Origin of the sequence: Chryseobacterium carnipullorum, assembly GCF_900142785.1 — a bacterium.
GTDB classification, from domain to species: Bacteria; Bacteroidota; Bacteroidia; order Flavobacteriales; family Weeksellaceae; genus Chryseobacterium; species Chryseobacterium carnipullorum.
The window spans coordinates 19,464-37,368 of the sequence record NZ_FRCD01000030.1 but is presented as its reverse complement, the minus strand read 5'-3'; the positions used below and the strand labels follow the sequence as shown (position 1 = coordinate 37,368).

The following is a 17,905-nucleotide window of genomic DNA, read 5'->3' as shown; positions in this document are numbered from 1 at the left end:
TGTTCTCAACCAATTTATCCTTATTTTTGAAAAAAGGCTCAGATTATAAAATCCAAGCCTAACTTTTTAACTTACACACTTTGTGGGATAGTGTCAAAGTAAATTTAAAATAAAAACAGGTTTCAATACTTTTGAAACCTGTTTTCATTGTTTGACTTAAACTGTAAGAAAAGAGGCTTTTTATAAGCTTCTTTTTATATTTTAGTTGAATAAATCTTTCACTTTATCAAAAAAAGTTTTTTCTTTTCCGGAAGGTTCTGCCACCATATCTCCGCTTGACATCTGTTTTTCAAAGAAATCTTTCTGCTCTTTATTCAGTTTCTGCGGCGTCCATACATTGATGTGGATGAACATATCTCCTTTTCCATAGCTGTCGATGCTTGGGAGTCCCTTTCCTGCCAGTCTGAGGATCTTTCCGGACTGTGTCCCCGGATCGATGGTAATTTTCACTTTACCGCCTACTGTAGGAACTTCTTTCTTGGTACCCAATGCAGCTTCCGCATATGAGATGTATAATTCCTGGTGAAGATTGTCCCCTTCTCTCTTGATTGTTTTATCTACTTCCTCTTCAATAATAACCAATAAGTCTCCCGGAATACCTCCAAACGGAGCATCATTTCCTTTTCCTCTTACATTAAGCTGGATACCGTCTCTTGCACCCGCCGGAATATTGATTGAAATTTCTTCCTCATCTTTGATCAGTCCCTGAGCATTAGCTCCTGCAGGAATTTTATCAGCAACTTTTCCGATTCCCTGGCATGTACCACACGTAGTCTGTGTTTGCATCTGTCCGAACATCGTATTCATTACTTTCATCTGAACACCGGAACCATTACAGGTAGGGCAGACTTTGGAAGTGGCACCATCGGCCATCTTCATTTTTTTTACTTTGATGGTTTTTTGCGTTCCGTTCACCATTTCTTCAAGGTTCAGTTTGATTCTGATCCTAAGATTCGAACCCTTTACCTGCTGGCGTCCGCCGCCACCACCAAAACCACCGAAGCCTCCTCCGCCTCCGAAAATATCTCCAAACTGACTGAAGATATCTTCCATATTCATCCCTCCACCGAAGCCTCCGCCTCCGAAACCACCGCTACCACTCATTCCGGCATGGCCAAACTGGTCGTATCTTGCACGTTTCTGATCGTCGCTCAGTACTTCATAGGCCTCTGCAGCTTCCTTAAATTTTTCCTCAGCCTCTTTATCTCCCGGATTTTTATCAGGGTGAAACTTGATGGCCATTTTTCGGTATGATTTCTTTATCTCCTCAGCCGATGCAGATTTACTGATCTCAAGAACTTCGTAATAATCTCTTTTTGACATATTCTTATAATTGATTATTGATAAATGATAATTGATGCCTATTGCTTATGGTTTAAAAAACCCGCTGTCAATCAATTATCTATCATCATTTATCATTTATTTACTATTAGTTTCCTGTTACTACTTTAGCAAAACGGATCACTTTATCACTTAAAGTATATCCTGTTTCGATAACATCTACGATTTTGCCTTTTAGATCTTCCGAAGGTGCAGGAATCTGGGTAATTGCCTCATGGAAGTCTACATTGAATGTATCACCTGCCTTTACTTCCATCGCTTTTAAGCCTTTTTCGGTAAGTCTGTTTTTAAATTTCTGATAGATCAGTTCTACTCCCTGAAGATCGGATGGATTTCCGTTTTTAGCAATTTCTTTTAAAGCTCTTTCAAAATCATCCAGAATTCCAAGCATAGAAATCATCAAATCTTGGTTGGCATACTGGAAGAACTCCATCTTCTCTTTTGCCGTTCTTTTTTTATAGTTTTCAAACTCAGCGTATAATCTGATGTAACGGTCTTTCTCTTCTGCCAAAAGTTCCTCTGCAGAAGGTTTTGCTGTCACATTTTCCTCAGCTGCCACTTCGTTCTGAATGTTGTTTTCTTCCTGATTATTGATGCTTTCTTCGTTAATATCCTGATTTTCCATAATTCAATATTTATTTAAATAGTTGTTTGACAAAGAGCCTGCCAAATAGAAAAAATGGACATTAAGGCAGAAAAAACAGAAGCTAATTGTCAGTTTTGACGGTAAGTAATTCACCATTTCTAAATGTGAAAAGTGAATTCTGCTTCGCAGGTCAAGGGGTAATCTGTTGTGTAATTATTATTGACCCTTCACCATTGATCATTGACGATTCACCATTCACAATCAGTTCAAATGTGAAGGTCAATTCTTCATCGCAGGTCAAAGGGTAATCTGTTGTGTAATTATTATTGACCCTTCACCATTGACGATTCACCATTCACAATCAGTTCAAATGTCAAGGTCAATTCTGCTTCGCAGTTCAAAGGTCAATCCAGTAGGGGCTATTTATTCTCCGTTTCCCAATTTTCTATTACGCAAATGTCTGATACAAAAGGTATAGGTTTAAAACAATGATCACAATAGAAATAACCCAGACACAGATTTTCAGGAATGGCTTATTCACGAATTCTCCCATTTTAGCTTTATCATTAGTAAACATAACGAGAGGAACGACAGCGAAACTCAGTTGCATCGATAGGATGACCTGACTTAAAACCAATAAGTCGGTGGTTCCCTGTTCACCATAAAGAATAGCTACTATCAAAGCTGGAATCACGGCAATCAGTCGTGTGATCAATCTTCTCAGCCATGGCTTTAGTCTGATATTTAAGAAGCCTTCCATGACGATCTGACCTGCTAAAGTTCCCGTCAGCGTTGAATTTTGTCCTGATGCCAGCAAAGCAATTGCAAATGCTATACTTGCCATAGAAGCCCCCAGAATAGGAGTAAGCATTTTATAGGCATCATGAATATCTGCCACATGCTCATTTCCCGTAGTATGAAAAGTAGCAGCAGCCAGAATAAGGATGGCTGCATTGATAAAGAAAGCCAGCATCAATGAAACGGTGCTATCCAGTGTGGCAAATTTTATGGCCTCTTTTTTTCCTTCCCGGTCACGCGTATAATCTCTGGTCTGAACAATACTGCTGTGCAGATACAGGTTGTGCGGCATGACCGTAGCCCCTAAAATTCCGATAGCAATATACAGCATTGCCGGATTTTGGATAATTTCCTTCTGAGGAATCAGGCCACCCAGTATTTCATTAAAAGCAGGTTGTGAAATCACGATTTCATAAATAAAGCATGCGAGAATAATGAAAATAAGGCCGCCAACAATACTTTCTATCCATCGGAAACCTTTAGCCTGAAGCAAAAGTATGATCAAAACATCTACGGTGGTGATGACAATTCCCCAGGTAAGCGGAATATGAAAGAGGAGATTTAAAGCAATGGCAGAACCAATCACCTCGGCGAGGTCGCAGGCAGCAATCGCTATTTCACAAAATATCCAGAGCATAAAATTGGTTGTAGGACTAAAGTGATCACGGCATGCCTGTGCTAGGTCCCTTTCGGCAACAACTCCTAATTTTACAGAAAGGTGCTGTAAAACCATGGCAAAAATATTTGAAATAAGAATAACTGAAAGCAAGGTATAGCCGAACTGAGCACCACCTGCAATATCTGTGGCCCAGTTTCCAGGATCCATATATCCTACAGCAATCATCAGTCCCGGGCCTGCAAAAGCCAGATATTTTCTCCAGAATGATCCTTTTTTAGGAACTTTTATAGATGAATAGACCTCCGGAAGAGAGTGGGCTGTTTTATCTTTACGCCAGGCGTTATTTAAATTGAAATTCATAAATGTTAGAAATGACTAACAAATCTACTTAAATAAATGTAAATACGAAAGTCAGGTGAAAAAAAAATCCCGAAAACTAATTTTCGGGATCTTATTTTTATGCGTTCTAAAGATCTACTTTGCAAATCTTACAGACATTTTTCTATCTGCAGCTCTTTCTGCATCAGAAGCTTTAGGATCAACCTTAGCAAATTTGCTTCCGTAACCTTCTGCTTCCAGAACCTGAGTTCCAACTCCAGCTTTAGCTAAAGCAGCTTTAATAAACTCAGCTCTTGCTTTAGATAATTTTACATTGTTGGCTTCGTTTCCTACTTTATCAGTATAACCTCCGATTTTGATTTTTGCCTCCGGGAACGCTTTTAAAATCGCTACTAAATTGTCAAGCTGCCCTTGAGAACCTGCCTCTAGTTCAGTCGAACTTCCCATTTTGAAATTCACATGGTCAAAATCGTACCATTTATCTTTCAATGCAGCATCATCCGCAGCATTTTTATAATTCCCTGATTTAAGGAAAGTAATCATCTGATCTTCCATACCTCCTTTATAACCTTTAAGCATTACACCGTTAAGATCGATGTTTTCATCTGTCTTAGCCATTGGTGTTGCAGTAGATGCAGAGGTATCTGCAGGAGTTATAGTCGCGGCTGTATCCGTTTTGGATGCGCTGGAATCAACTGTAGTTGTCGTCGTAGTCGTCTGTTTCTTGTCACATTGTTTCCAAAGGAAATAAGCGGCGGCAATCAAAAGTAAAAGCGGAAGCAACCATTTCCAGATTGAACCTCCGCCTTCATTATTATTTCTGTCAGGATTGGTTCCTGTAGCTGTCGTACTTCTTGTAACTTCTATTTTAGGCTCTTCGCTCGGTGTTGGTCTAACAGCATCGTTGTCATTATCAAACCTGTATCCTTTAGCCCAGTCACCGATATTCAGAGATGCCAGAGAAAGTCCTGCTGGAAGAAGCGTAGAAACAATTCCTTTTTGCTCACCCAACAGATTCGAAATTCCTGATTTATCTAAATTATTATCAGCAGCATACTTTCCGATAGAACCTACCGTAGCCCCTGTTACTAAATTCAACAGTGAACTTGACGAATTATTGCTGATTCCTGCATAAGTAGCAATAGCATTTACTATTCCACTGATTTTGTCTCCAAAAATAGAGGTCAACAAATTGGAAATAACAGGGCTGCTGGATGCACCTCCTATTAAATTTCCTAAAATTCCGCTCGACGAGGCGTTGGTAATTGCATCCAAAACTCCCGGCTTGTCAGAATTATTTGCTAAGCCTCCTACAACTGCAGGGAGTAACCCTCCAATTGCTTTTGAAATACCGGATTCACTTTCCCCAAACTGAGAAGCTGCTTGTGAAACCAAAGCGGGACCTAATTGTCCTTTAATTAAATCAATGACATTTAAAGACATAATAAATTATTTTTTTTGATTAATGTTAAATAAATTTAAACAAAAATCTGTCCAAAAGTCACTTTTTCTTGAAGATTTATTTATTTTCCCGCAAATATTTTCAAAATCAGCAAAAGTTTTTAATACGCTTTTGCGAATAATACTCGTCTTTTAGACGGCTTTCCAGTTACTAAAGAAATACCTTCTTCAACATCATCATCCAAAGGAATACATCGGATTGTTGCCTTCGTTTCATCCTTGATTTGCTCCTCTTCTTCTTCAGTTCCGTCCCAATGCGCATAGATGAAACCTCCTTTTTCTTCAAGAACCTTTTTGAATTCTTCATAGGTATCAACTTTTGTGATGTTATCCTGTCTGAAGTTGAATGCTTTTTCATAAAGATCTTTCTGAATGGTCTGCAATAATTCTTCGATATAGGTATCAACACCTTCAATAGAACGAAGTTCTTTAGTCAGGTTATCTCTTCTTGCAATTTCCACAGATTTGTTTTCCAGATCTTTAGGTCCAAGAGCGATTCTTACCGGAACACCTTTTAACTCATATTCAGCAAACTTCCACCCTGGTTTGTTATGAGTATCGTCATCAAATTTTACTGAAATGCCTTTTGCTTTTAATTTAGCGACAATATCTAATGCAACTTCACTGATCTGTGCCAATTGCTCTTCTCCTTTAAAGATCGGAACAATAACCACCTGGATTGGAGCAAGGGTAGGAGGAAGTACCAATCCGAAATCATCAGAATGGGTCATGATCAAAGCTCCCATAAGACGCGTGGAAGTTCCCCATGAGGTAGCCCATGCATGTTCAATCTTACCTTCTTTATTGGTGAATTTTACATCGAAAGCTTTCGCGAAATTCTGCCCTAAGAAGTGAGAGGTTCCTGCCTGAAGCGCTTTTCCGTCCTGCATCAATGCTTCGATACAGTAGGTATCATCGGCTCCTGCAAATCTTTCAGATGGTGTTTTTACCCCTTTTATAACCGGCATTGCCATGAATTTTTCTGCAAAATCGGCATATACATTATTCATTTTTTCAGCTTCTTCCAGTGCTTCATCCTTGGTAGCGTGAGCTGTGTGACCTTCCTGCCATAAAAATTCTGCAGTTCTCAGGAACAAACGGGTTCTCATTTCCCAACGCACAACATTAGCCCACTGGTTAATAAGGATCGGAAGATCTCTGTAAGACTGGATCCAGTTTTTGTAGGTATTCCAGATAATTGCCTCAGAGGTTGGACGAACGATCAGCTCTTCTTCCAATTTAGCATCCGGATCTACAATAAGCTTGTGTGGATTGTTCGGATCTGTTTTTAATCTATAATGGGTAACTACTGCACATTCTTTAGCAAAACCTTCTGCATTTTTTTCCTCGGCCTCAAACAGGCTTTTGGGCACAAAAAGCGGGAAATAAGCATTAACGTGACCTGTTTCTTTGAATCTTTTATCCATTTCATCACGCATTTTTTCCCAGATTGCATAGCCGTATGGTTTGATCACCATGCATCCTCGCACTCCAGAGTTTTCAGCTAAGTCAGCTTTTACCACCAACTCATTATACCATTTGCTGTAATCTTCGCTTCTTGAGGTTAATTTTGCCATTATTTTTTAAAATTTTTTTAACTTTTGTACATTATTGTAATCTAAAAATAAAAATCTATTTTTGATAGATTTTTCTACCAGTGTTTTGGTACATTTTTGGTACAGATTGCAAATATAATTTAAATTAAAAATCTTTACGTTATCATGAAAAAAAATATACATAAAAATTTGCTCGGTTTGTTAAAGTCCAAAGGGATTTTGGCAATATCAGGTGGATTGCTGCTGATGTCTTGTGGCGCCCAGATGGGAGGATATACAGAGACAGATGGGGTATACTACGACCCTAATAAAGATACGCTGCCAGAAGGGGTGATCATCAATAATGGCGGAAACAGAGTTGGAGAAAACTATGATTACTATCAGGACTCTAATGTAATACAGAATGCACAGGCAAATTCCAAAGAGCAGGAAAACAAATACAGTACATGGAGTGACAATAACTGGAATACCAATGCTACCGACTCAGACTGGGGTGCTTTTGCAGGAGCTCAGACCAATTTTTACGACAATTCCTGGGGATCTCCTTGGGGATGGTATGGTGGTTATAGTCCTTATTGGGGGATGAACCGTGGCTGGGGCTGGGGTGGATCATTCGGCTGGGGCTGGGGAGGCTCTATGGGCTGGGGAAGTCCTTACTGGGGATATGGATATTCTCCTTATTGGGGTGGATATTACGATCCATTCTGGGGAGGAGGTTACGGTAACCCATATTGGGGCTGGAATGGCGGCTACTGGGGTAACAGCTACAGACCTATTTACAGAAGAAGCAGTGGCGGAGGATTCAGTAATCCTGGCTTGACTAATGCAGTGTACAGAACAAATACCAGCAATGGTGGCTTCAGAAGCAGTAACGGAAATGGTTTTCAAAATAATAACGGAGGCTTCAGAAGTGGTAGTACCAACGGTGGTTTCAGAAACAGTTCCAATGGCGGATATAGAACCAATGGTTCAAATAATGGAGGTTTCAGACAAGGAAATATGAATGGCGGTTACAGAACCCAGCCACAGTCTGGAGGATTCCGAAATTCAGATTCTCAGCCAAGACCTAATTATAATTCCCAGCCTAACTACAATAATAGCAATGGAGGTTTCAGATCCAATGATGGAGGTGGCTTCAGATCCAATGGCGGTTCTTCCGGCGGCGGTTTTAGAGGCGGCGGTTCTTCCGGTGGTGGTGGCGGTTTCAGAAGTGGCGGCGGAGGCGGCGGCTTCAGAGGCGGCAGATAATTCAAACTTAATAACTAACTATTAAAAAAATAATGTTAAAAAAATCTTTAGTATTAATGAGTGTTTCTGCAGCATTTTTTGCGCAGGCTCAGGACGTTTCTATATTAAGAAATACTGTAGATGTTTATTCCAGTACTCCAATGGTGGGTTCGTCGAAATTTAATGCAATGGCTGGAGCTAACGGAGCATTAGGAGGTGATGCCAACTCACTGCTTACGAACCCTGCAGGTTTGGGTGTTGCCATTTCCGGAGAAGTTTCCGGAACGTTGTCTATCGCAGGAAATAAAAATAAAAGTACATGGGCCGGATCTACTGTTGATTACAGTAAAACCAATACAGACCTCGGAAATGTAGGAGCAGTAATGTCTTTCCCTTTAATGACAGAAACCGGATGGAAATTTATTAATATTGGTATTAATTATTCCAATCAGTCTCTTGATAATTATGTAGAATCTCCGGGAAGTAATGATGTAATCAAGGATTTCACTGACAAGAGTGCGTCATTTGCAGGTCATGCTTACAACAGATACGGAAACCTTTCTAAGACAAGTTTTGGGGTAGGGGCAAACTACAATCATAATCTCTACATTGGAGCAGGATTGAATTTCTTCAATGCATCTATTGATCAGTATGATACCGCAGCTTTTAAATCATTGTCTGACGGATCTATGGAATATTTTGACAGACAGAATACACCTTTGTTTGAAAGATCTTCAGGTTTTTCTGCCTCTTTAGGGGTGATTGGGAAGCTAAGTCCTAACTTCAGAATTGGGGGTGCTATCGAAACTCCTACATTCTGGCGTATAGACAGAGATTACAGATTCTATAATGATCCGGACTTTGGAGACGGTACAGGTACAGAAGCAAGAGATCTTACTACACCGCTGAAAGCGACAGTGAGTGCTGCATTTGTAGCCAGTAAAAACTTTTCATTGAACGTAGATTATACACTTGGGCTAACAAGACCTAAATATAAAGTCGTTACAGGGATTGAAAGCGAGCTGAACAGCTTCTTCAAAGATAACTATAAGAATGTATCAGAAGTAAGAATTGGGGCAGAATACAGAGTGAGCCAGTTTAGATTGAGAGGAGGTTATTCATACGTATCGAATCCTTTCGATGCTTTAACAGTAAGTCAGGTGAATCCTGATGCTTCTACATCTGACCAGTCTTACAGCAATATGATGCTTAACAGCAGAAATCTTGCTTCAGTAGGTTTGGGATATGATTTCAAATCATTTTATGTAGATGCATCTTATCAGTATATCACCTCTAAATACAGCAATCCTTTCTTAAGAGGTATTGAAACTGGAAATCCTGCTACTGATACAGCTTATTATTCTCCAGACAGAATACTTTCATCTGATTACTTTGCCGTTTCAGAGGTAAAAAACAACAGAAATAACTTCTTTATTACATTCGGCTGGAAGTTCTAATTCCAGATTGTGTAATGAGTGATTAAATGGAGGCTCCGGATCTTACGATCCGGAGCTTTTATATTTTCGTTGAATTAAATTGAACTATTTAATGAGAATGTCCCGCCACAGGATGATGATGGAAAAGATGCATGATCAGCGCTAAAGAAACACCCAGGATCACAAGTCCTATCTTTACCCAGTCGATATTATGATTCTTATTGCTTTCAAAAATAATCACTGAAGAAATGTGCAGGAAGATTCCCCCTACGATAGCCAGAAAATAAGGCTGAAGATTAGGGTTGAAATAGTTTCCAAGCAGCATTCCCATCGGAGAAGCAAGAGCAAAAAGAGCAACAATCAGTAGAGAAGGATAAGGTGAACTTTTCGATTCATTTTTCCTGTTGAACAAAAAGGCTCCAAGAATAAAAGAAATAGGGAGATTGTGAAATACAATTCCCAAAAGATAGGGTGATAATGCTTGCTTTTCATTAGCCAAAGGAATTCCTTCAATAAAAGCATGGATAAATAAGCCTACCATCAACGCCATAGGAAGAATGTTATTTTCACTGTGATGGTGAAAATGTCCATGCTCGAAACCTTTCGTTAAAGCTTCAAGAATCATCTGAAGAAGAACACCGGCGATCACGAAAATTCCCAGGCTGCTTCCTGCTTCGGAAGTATAGACCTGTGGGAAAACTTCATTAAGGCAGATGGTAATCAGAAATCCGGCACTCAGGACCAGTAGATTCTTGGCCAGCTTTTCTTTTTTTCCGAAATGCTTACCGAGAAAAACTCCTGTAATAACGCTTAATATCAGTAAAACGACTGTTATCATGCCTTTTTCTTAAATAAATTGATACAGCGTGGTGAAACCTCACGGTCAAATTCATTCAGTTGATAATCACCCCAGATTTTCACTCTTTCAAAACCGCAGTCAGTTGCATAGGAATGAATAGCTTCCAAAGTATGAAGTTTTACTTTTTCAAAGAAATGAAAAGATTTTCCCTCCGTTTCAAAACGAATATCCTTGATAATATGTCTGCCTTCAATCTTTTTCAGGATCTTAAAGTCGATATCACCACGGGTTATAGTGGTTTCCGGCACTATATTTTTTCTTACAAGTTCTTCATTCAGATAATCGAGAACAAAATATCCTCCCGGTTTAAGAGCATTATAAACCGACTGAAATACTTTTTTGTCATCGCTTTCGTTATCAAAGTATCCGAAACTTGTAAATAGGTTGAACACAGCATCCATAGGATCTGCATCAATCGGGTTTCGCATATCGTGAACATTGAAAAGAAGCGTTTGGGTTTCAAACTGTTTGTCGAATTCAATACTTTGTCTGGAAAGATCAAGTCCCAATACATCGTATCCCAATTCATTCAAAAAAACAGAGTGTCTTCCTTTTCCACATGCCAGATCAATAATCTTGGATGAAGGCGGTAACTGAAGGTCTTCAGTAAGCTTCGTAATGAAATTTTCGGCTTCCGTATAGTCTCTGTTACTATAAAGAAGATGATAATAAGGTGTATCAAACCAAGATTCAAACCATTCCATAATGCAAAAATAACTAAATTTGTGCGGTTAAAAGCAATGTATTTAAATATTGAGAGATCGAAAAATTCAATTTATTGTAAAATTGAATATATAATCTTTTAGTTATTAAGTTGTTAAATCTTTTAATTATAATTTATGGACACAGAAAATCTAAAGATTCAGATAAAGACATTCTTCGGACTGGAGCAGATTCTTGCTGAAGAAATCAAAAAATTAGGCGGAAAGAACGTTGAAATTAAAAACCGGGCAGTCAATTGTGAAGGCGACCTTGGTTTTCTTTATAAAATTAACTACTCTGCAAGAACAGCATTAAAAATATTAATTCCTGTTTTTGAATTTAAAGCATTTAACCAACATCAGTTTTACAACAAACTTTCTGCCATTGCATGGGAAGATTATATGAGTGTAGATCAGTCTTTCGCCATTGATTCTACTGTAAATTCTGAAACATTCAAGCATTCGCAGTTCGTAACTTTAAAGATGAAGGATGCTATTGTTGATTATTTTCAGGATAAATTTCACAGACGTCCTGATGTAGAAACGAAAAGTCCTGATATCAAATTCCATCTTCATATTGACAGAGAATTAGTGACTATTTCTTTGGATTCTTCCGGAGATCCTCTGTTTAAGAGAGGATATAGAAAAGATCAGGGTGAGGCACCTATCAATGAAGTATTGGCAAGCGGAATGCTTCAGCTGGCTGGCTGGGATGGAAAAGGAAACTTCCTTGATCCGATGTGCGGTTCAGGAACTCTTCTTATTGAGGCTGCTATGATTGCAATGGATCTTCCGGCACAGATTTTCAGAAGAAGATTTGCTTTCCAGAACTGGGCAAATTATGATGCAGATCTTTTTTCAAAAATCAAAGAAGTTAGGATAAACAGAGTAAGAGAATTTACAGGAAAGATCGTTGGGTATGATATTGACAGCGGTATGCTCTATGCTGCCAGAACGAATATCGAAGCGGCAGAAATGGAAGATGTGATCGAATTGAAAACAAAAGATTTCTTTGAATCCAAAAAAGAGCTTTTCCCGCTATTAATGGTTTTCAATCCACCTTATGATGAGAGAATATCCATTAACGATGAGGATTTTTACAAAAAGATAGGGGATACATTCAAGACCAACTATCCTAATACATTAGCCTGGCTGATCTCCTCTGATCTGGAGGCTGTGAAGAAAATTGGGCTACGTCCTTCAAGAAAGATCAAACTTTTCAACGGAAAGCTGGAAACGAGATTTTTACAGTATGAAATGTACGAGGGCACGAAAAAGCTTCATAAAATCGAAAAAGAATAATTTTCAAATAGAAACCTTCCCGTTACGGAAGGTTTTTTTATTTTTGTTTAAACTCAAATTAAAAATATGGCCTGGGAACTTCTCGAAATTTTAGGAAATGTCTTCAATCTGCTGGATCTTCTTCCCAACGGCTCATCTTCTGCGGACCTGAACTATGGTGACAGAAAAATAAAAAAGAAAAAATCGAAATATTTTACTGAAAAGGTAAGTTTTGCTTTTTTAGCGGTCTCCTCGGTTTTGCTTTTTTTTTGTTTAAGGACCCATTGCCTGCGGAACATTATACACAGACTTTAGGGGTAGCTTCTCTGATAGGGATAGCCATTTCAGGGGTTCTGTTCTTTCTGCTGTATATTATGGAGCTTTATTATTTTAAAAGCCTTTTCAAGCTTTTGTTTTTCAGTGGATCTGTCATCTTGTTTTTTATTTCTCTCACCTTGTGCGTTTACTTTAAATCCGGCTTGTTTATCTAGGAGTAATCGTACACGTCAGTACTTTTGCTTGCCATTTTAATTTAAAAATAAAAGCTCCCTTTTAAAGGAGCTTATGAACTTTTTTATATCTTATCACCACAAATCTATAATGTCGTCTTCGTAAACATCTGTACAGACATATATCCTCTTCCCCAATTGAAATTCGGATCTACCGTAGACCACATATTGAATCTTATGGTTGAAGTATCTGCAGTGGGTTCTACATAGCCATTTAAAGCATAAGTTATATTGACTGGTGACGCTGTATTGTTGATAACTGTATCACCTACAGTAGCATTTACAGAAGCCATTCTTGAACTGGCATTAGTCGAAACTGCAGGAACCGTATATTTTCTTGAACCTGCGGGAAGTTCTGTTCCATTCTTTAAAAATCTGATTCCAAAGTATCCGCCGAAATTCGTAGATACGGTTGTTGTACCCATAGGAACACTATAGGTGGTTACCAGTTTTGCCTGTGTGAAAGCGGGAATAGTTATGGTGACACTTAATCCTAAATTAATATTGTTCACCGAAGTTGTCGCTGTTACGACCTGATCGATAGGTGCGGTGGCTGTAACATCAAACACATTGTCGAGTTTCCAGGCGGTCTTGTCCCGTTGCTGATACGTAATCCACTGAGGTGCAGCAGGAGTTCCGTAGTTGGTATAGAAACCTTCTTCCATGTTGGTGGTAACATTGGTGTTATATACAATAAGACCTTTGGCCGGAGATGGAATGGTGGTGCCGTCATTAGGTGCTGTCAGAATGACGCGTGGAATAAGCATTCCTTTGTTGGTAGCATCGATCTGAAATTTGGCAGACGAATCTAAATTGATAGTTCCCAAAGCGGCAGAGCCGGTACTGGTAACAATAAAGTCATTGGCTGTTTGAGCTGCTGTGGGAGAGGCTGCATTATCTTTATTACCGTCTACGTGAAAAGCTCCGTTAGGATTATTGGTTCCTACGCCAACCTGTGCATACGAGAGAAAACTGAAGACTAATGAAATTGCTGCTAAATTTGCTTTCATAGATTGTGAATTTTTATTAAAACTATACGTGTGTTGAATGTTAATCTGTTGATTATATGTCGAAATTACCAAAATTCAGCCAATAATAAGTGCTTATTTTTATGTTTTCTTTAAACTTTTTAGACAAAGAAAATTTTTGATAATCTGTCGCAAACCGTTTGCGGGTTCATCAGCGAATAAGTAATTTTGAAAAATTTTCAATTTGAAACCTACTATTTCCATCATTGTTGCTATTTTCAACCGAAAAGATGAACTTTTTGAACTGCTGAATTCGTTGACTTTTCAGACAGATAAAGAGTTTGAAGTTATTATTGTGGATGATGGTTCTCTGATTGATCTTAAGCCGACCATTCATAATTTTGAGGGAATATTAGATATTGAATATTTCAGAAAAGACAATTCAGGACCCGGATTGAGCCGGAATTATGGTGCAAGGAGAGCCAAGAATGAATGGTTGATTTTTGTAGACAGCGACGTGATCGTTGAAAAAGATTATATCGAGAATATCAAAAAAAATATCGAGACCGTTCCGTGTGATGCTTTCGGAGGAGCAGATAAAGCTCACAAAGGTTTTAATCTGATGCAGAAAGCCATTTCCTATTCGATGACCTCTGTTTTTACGACAGGTGGGATCAGGGGGAGTAAAAAAGCAGTATCCCGATTTCAGCCGAGAAGTTTTAATATGGGGGTCAATAAAGCTGTTTTTGAAAAGGTGGGTGGTTTTTCAGAAATGAGAATCGGAGAAGATCCGGATTTATCAATGACGCTTTGGGAAAATGGTTTTAACACTGCATTTTTTGATGATATCGCTGTGTATCATAAGAGAAGGGTAGACTTGGGGAAATTTTCTAAGCAGGTGTATCAGTTTGGATGTGCAAGACCGATTCTTAATCAGCGGCATCCCAATTATGTCAAGATCTCATTTGCATTTCCTACCTTGTTTATGCTAGGTTATATCCTGGGTTTTGCAGAATATTTTATTCTGGGAAGAGGAATCATTTTAGCTTTTTACGGATTATACACCTTTATGGTATTATTTCACGCGATGATGGTGACAAAGAATATCAGCATCGCCGGAATGGCAGTGATCTCTACCTACATTCAAATGTTTTCTTACGGGTATGGATTTCTTAAATCATGGGTTCTTCTGAATATCTTAAGAATGAAACCTGAAGATGCCTTCCCTAAGCATTTCCATAAAAAATAGATTAAAAAATAAAAGCTGTCAGAAATTCCGGCAGCTTTTATAACAATAAATTAGGATATGTATAGAGTTTCATGGTTGAGAACGCCTGTTTTTAGCATGCATTCCCGCATTTTTTCATAAGTTCTGGCGATATCATGGTCCAGACCGATTGAGAATCTGATCAATCCATCCGATATGCCCATCGCTTCACGCTCTTCTTCCGGAATCTCCGATGAAGTGGAACTTCCCGAGCATGAAAATAAAGTTTTGTAGAATCCTAAACTTACAGCCAGATACCCTAAGTTTTCACGCTGCATCATTTCCATCAGCTCATTTGCTTTGTCAGTTGTACCTGCATCTACGGTAAGAAGTCCTCCATATCCATATTCCTCATACATCATGCTTTTCATCAGTTCATGGTCCTTGTGGGATTTCAGTCCCGGATAAGAAACTTTAAGACCATCTTTTTCAAACCTTTCAGCAAGATACATCGCATTGTGGCTGTGCTGTTTCATTCGGATGTGAAGTGTTCTCAGGTTCTTTAAAATGCTTGCAGAACGGAAACTGTCCATGGTGGGACCCAGCAGCATACAAGCTCCGTTGTTGACATTCTTCGTATCATTGATGAATTCCTGAGTTCCACAATATACGCCACCTACCGTGTCACTGCTTCCGTTAATGAATTTGGTTAAACTATGAATGACGATATCGGCACCTAATAAGGTCGGTGAAACAGAAAGAGGAGAGAAAGTATTATCTACAATCAGTTTTAAATTATGTTTTTTACAGATTTCAGAAAGTTTTCTAAGGTCAGCCACTTCAAGAAGCGGATTGCTTACACTTTCGCAGTAAATAACTTTAGTATTGGGTGTTATAGCATTTTCTATAGATTCAAAATTGCTTATATCTACAAAAGTAGTGTCAATATGAAAAGGAGGAAGGAAATTTTTAAGAAACGCATAGGTTCCACCATAGATGGTTCTGCTGGAAATAATATGGTCACCACTTTTACATACCTGCATTAAAACAGAGGTAATGGCACCCATACCAGATGCGGTAACATTGGCCGCTTCGGTATTCTCCATTTTTGCCAATGCCTGAGCAAGGTAAAGATTCATCGGTGATGAATGTCTGGAATATAAATAACATCCTTCAGCATTTCCTTCAAAGGTGTCGAACATCGTTTTTGCTGAAAGGAATGTGTACGTAGAACTATCTGAAATCGATGGGTTTACTCCTCCGAATTCACCAAAATATTGCAGATCCTGGATCTCATTAGCCGCATTAAAATTTTCCATAAGCTTAGATTTTATTTATCGGCTCAAATATGATCTGTTTTCATAATTATTACAAGAGATATTTAAATTTACAGAATATAAATCTATATTTGGTTATTCTAATAGAAAATATGTTTGCTATATTTGCTTTTGTTAAACTTTTGCCAAAAAAACATCTATGAATTTTGATGAAACTGATAAAAAACTGCTCCTATTTCTGCAGGAAGACTGCAAACAAACCACTAAAGAACTGTCCTACAAGCTTGGTTTGTCGGTAACTGCTGTGTATGAAAGAATAAAAAAGCTTGAAAATCTGGGGGTGATATCAAGATATGTGGCATTGCTTGACCGGCATAAGATCAATCGCGATTTTATAGTTTTATGCCATATCAAACTGACACAGCACAAAAAAGAATTTGTGTTGCAGTTTGAAAGGGAAGTCATGAGCCTGCAGGAAGTTACAGAATGCTTCCATGTAAGCGGTGATTACGACTATATTCTTAAAATTGGAGTGAAAGACATGGAGGACTACCGGAATTTTATGCTGAGTAAATTAACGGCACTTCAGCACATAGCAAGTACTCACAGCTCTTTTATGATCTCTGAAGTGAAAAATACAACGGCTATTGTCCTTTAGATTTATACTAAAACTCCGTTTTTGGATGAAATAGGATCCGGAAGATCTGTTTCTCCTCCCATTTGTAGAAGATCGATTTCTATAGCTCTGCAAATAGAAAGCATCGGGACGTCAAACATTAATCCTCCAAAAGGATTTTCTGAATAATCACCCACCAGTTCCATAATAATATAGATCCATCCGATAATGATACAGAAAGGAATGGAAGTCCAGATTCCCCAATCCCCCAATTTGGCAAATTCATTCACCAAACCCAGCGGAAGTAAAAGAATAAAAAGGATATTGAATACAAATGCTGTACTCGCAAACTGTCTTGGGGAAGGGAATTTTTTAATTCTTTCGGCTTGTCCCTGATAATTGTAGAACTCGTTTAAGGCATTTTGAAGCTGTACCTGATTAAATTCTGAAATGATCTTTTTATTTTTTAATTCATTGATCTCTTTGGCTTGCTTTGAGATCAGATAAGTGGCGAAATTTTTATATTCCGATTGCAGTTCAAGCTCTTCTTCGGAAAGGTATTTATGTAAAAAGATAGGCGTTCTTCCATAATCAGGAAAACCTGCTTTGATCAGTCTGTGACGTTTGAGGTCAATACTTTGAAACTTATCCTCTTCATTGCTGATGTGTTCCCATTCTGCAGGAACCAGAAGCTGTTCACGGAAAGCATAAAGCCATGCGATATGACGGTAAACAATTCTTTTCCTGCGATCTTCCAGTTCAAAAGCTCCCATTTCTTCCTGTTCAGTATCAAAAGCATACACCATGGAAGCAAAAGAACGGCTTGAGTTCACGATTCCACCCCATATTTTTCGGGCTTCCCATAATCTGTCATACGCCTGATTGTTTTTAAAACCCACCAAAAAAGCCTCTGCTGTACCAATCAGCGCGACAGGAACCCACGGAATGATCATCCAGTCCCAGTTAAAAAAATAAAAAAGTGTGGTAATTAAGGTACACCAGATCGAAATCCAGATTAAATGAATACCGGATAAGTTTAAAACCTGTTTGTAGTTGACGTATTTTGTGGTGATCATAATGCTGTGTGAAATTTCGTGTGCATATAAACAAAAGAAATACCAAAA

At 38.5% G+C, this 17,905-nt stretch carries 16 protein-coding genes; 6 read left to right on the top strand and 10 right to left on the bottom strand.

Annotated elements, in window-relative coordinates:
* Window positions 1–201: 201 nt before the first annotated feature.
* From dnaJ to proS, 5 genes are all read right to left on the bottom strand, one after another.
* Complete coding sequence (dnaJ, locus tag BUC06_RS22575; protein WP_073336789.1) at window positions 202–1,323, bottom strand: molecular chaperone DnaJ; 1,122 nt, start codon at window positions 1,321–1,323, stop codon at window positions 202–204.
* Window positions 1,324–1,429: 106 nt separating this feature from the next.
* Window positions 1,430–1,966 (bottom strand): nucleotide exchange factor GrpE, encoded by a 537-nt coding sequence (locus BUC06_RS22570; RefSeq protein ID WP_073336787.1) that lies wholly within the window; start codon window positions 1,964–1,966, stop codon window positions 1,430–1,432.
* A 409-nt stretch (window positions 1,967–2,375) separates the two neighbouring features.
* On the bottom strand, window positions 2,376–3,704 hold the full coding sequence (locus BUC06_RS22565; RefSeq protein WP_073336785.1) for an Nramp family divalent metal transporter: 1,329 nt from the start codon (window positions 3,702–3,704) through the stop codon (window positions 2,376–2,378).
* Window positions 3,705–3,818: 114 nt separating this feature from the next.
* On the bottom strand, window positions 3,819–5,126 hold the full coding sequence (locus BUC06_RS22560) for an OmpA family protein (protein ID WP_073336783.1): 1,308 nt from the start codon (window positions 5,124–5,126) through the stop codon (window positions 3,819–3,821).
* A gap of 119 nt (window positions 5,127–5,245) precedes the next feature.
* On the bottom strand, window positions 5,246–6,721 hold the full coding sequence (proS, locus tag BUC06_RS22555) for a proline--tRNA ligase (protein WP_073336781.1): 1,476 nt from the start codon (window positions 6,719–6,721) through the stop codon (window positions 5,246–5,248).
* Window positions 6,722–6,865: 144 nt separating this feature from the next.
* Between proS and BUC06_RS24400 the strand changes: the two genes are divergently transcribed.
* On the top strand, window positions 6,866–7,948 hold the full coding sequence (locus BUC06_RS24400; protein ID WP_073336779.1) for a prolyl-tRNA synthetase: 1,083 nt from the start codon (window positions 6,866–6,868) through the stop codon (window positions 7,946–7,948).
* 56 nt (window positions 7,949–8,004) lie between these two features.
* Window positions 8,005–9,384 carry an OmpP1/FadL family transporter gene (locus BUC06_RS22545; protein WP_228423876.1) on the top strand — a complete coding sequence of 460 codons (1,380 nt, stop codon included), beginning with the start codon at window positions 8,005–8,007 and terminating at the stop codon, window positions 9,382–9,384.
* Window positions 9,385–9,472: 88 nt separating this feature from the next.
* Here BUC06_RS22545 and BUC06_RS22540 read toward each other — a convergent pair whose 3' ends face one another.
* Together BUC06_RS22540 and BUC06_RS22535 are read right to left on the bottom strand one after the other, a co-directional pair.
* On the bottom strand, window positions 9,473–10,198 hold the full coding sequence (locus tag BUC06_RS22540; protein ID WP_073336791.1) for a ZIP family metal transporter: 726 nt from the start codon (window positions 10,196–10,198) through the stop codon (window positions 9,473–9,475).
* Window positions 10,198–10,926 carry a class I SAM-dependent DNA methyltransferase gene (locus BUC06_RS22535; protein WP_073336775.1) on the bottom strand — a complete coding sequence of 243 codons (729 nt, stop codon included), beginning with the start codon at window positions 10,924–10,926 and terminating at the stop codon, window positions 10,198–10,200. Before BUC06_RS22535 ends, BUC06_RS22540 begins: the two co-directional genes overlap by 1 nt.
* A 135-nt stretch (window positions 10,927–11,061) precedes the next feature.
* Here BUC06_RS22535 and BUC06_RS22530 point away from each other — a divergent pair, with 135 nt between their 5' ends.
* Window positions 11,062–12,225 carry a THUMP domain-containing class I SAM-dependent RNA methyltransferase gene (locus tag BUC06_RS22530; RefSeq protein WP_073336773.1) on the top strand — a complete coding sequence of 388 codons (1,164 nt, stop codon included), beginning with the start codon at window positions 11,062–11,064 and terminating at the stop codon, window positions 12,223–12,225.
* Window positions 12,226–12,291: 66 nt separating this feature from the next.
* Window positions 12,292–12,519, top strand: coding sequence for a hypothetical protein (locus BUC06_RS24210; protein WP_228423874.1), 228 nt, complete (start codon window positions 12,292–12,294; stop codon window positions 12,517–12,519).
* 280 nt (window positions 12,520–12,799) lie between these two features.
* Here the strand turns inward: BUC06_RS24210 and BUC06_RS22520 are convergent, their stop codons facing one another.
* The gene (locus BUC06_RS22520; RefSeq protein ID WP_073336771.1) at window positions 12,800–13,723 is read right to left on the bottom strand and encodes a hypothetical protein; all 924 of its coding nucleotides are present in this window, start codon (window positions 13,721–13,723) and stop codon (window positions 12,800–12,802) included.
* Between the two features lie 202 nt (window positions 13,724–13,925).
* Here BUC06_RS22520 and BUC06_RS22515 point away from each other — a divergent pair, with 202 nt between their 5' ends.
* Window positions 13,926–14,930, top strand: a complete 1,005-nt coding sequence (locus BUC06_RS22515; RefSeq protein ID WP_073336769.1) for a glycosyltransferase family 2 protein — start codon at window positions 13,926–13,928, stop codon at window positions 14,928–14,930.
* A 50-nt stretch (window positions 14,931–14,980) separates the two neighbouring features.
* Here BUC06_RS22515 and BUC06_RS22510 read toward each other — a convergent pair whose 3' ends face one another.
* Entirely contained in the window at window positions 14,981–16,207 is a 1,227-nt protein-coding gene (locus BUC06_RS22510) for an aminotransferase class I/II-fold pyridoxal phosphate-dependent enzyme (RefSeq protein WP_073336767.1), read from the bottom strand.
* 157 nt (window positions 16,208–16,364) lie between these two features.
* On the opposite strand from BUC06_RS22510, the gene BUC06_RS22505 reads away from it, so the two are divergent.
* A complete protein-coding gene (locus BUC06_RS22505) occupies window positions 16,365–16,823 on the top strand; it encodes an Lrp/AsnC family transcriptional regulator (protein WP_073336765.1) in 459 nt (152 codons plus the stop codon).
* Between the two features lie 2 nt (window positions 16,824–16,825).
* Here BUC06_RS22505 and BUC06_RS22500 read toward each other — a convergent pair whose 3' ends face one another.
* Window positions 16,826–17,857 (bottom strand): bestrophin family protein, encoded by a 1,032-nt coding sequence (locus tag BUC06_RS22500; protein ID WP_073336763.1) that lies wholly within the window; start codon window positions 17,855–17,857, stop codon window positions 16,826–16,828.
* Window positions 17,858–17,905 lie beyond the last annotated feature (48 nt).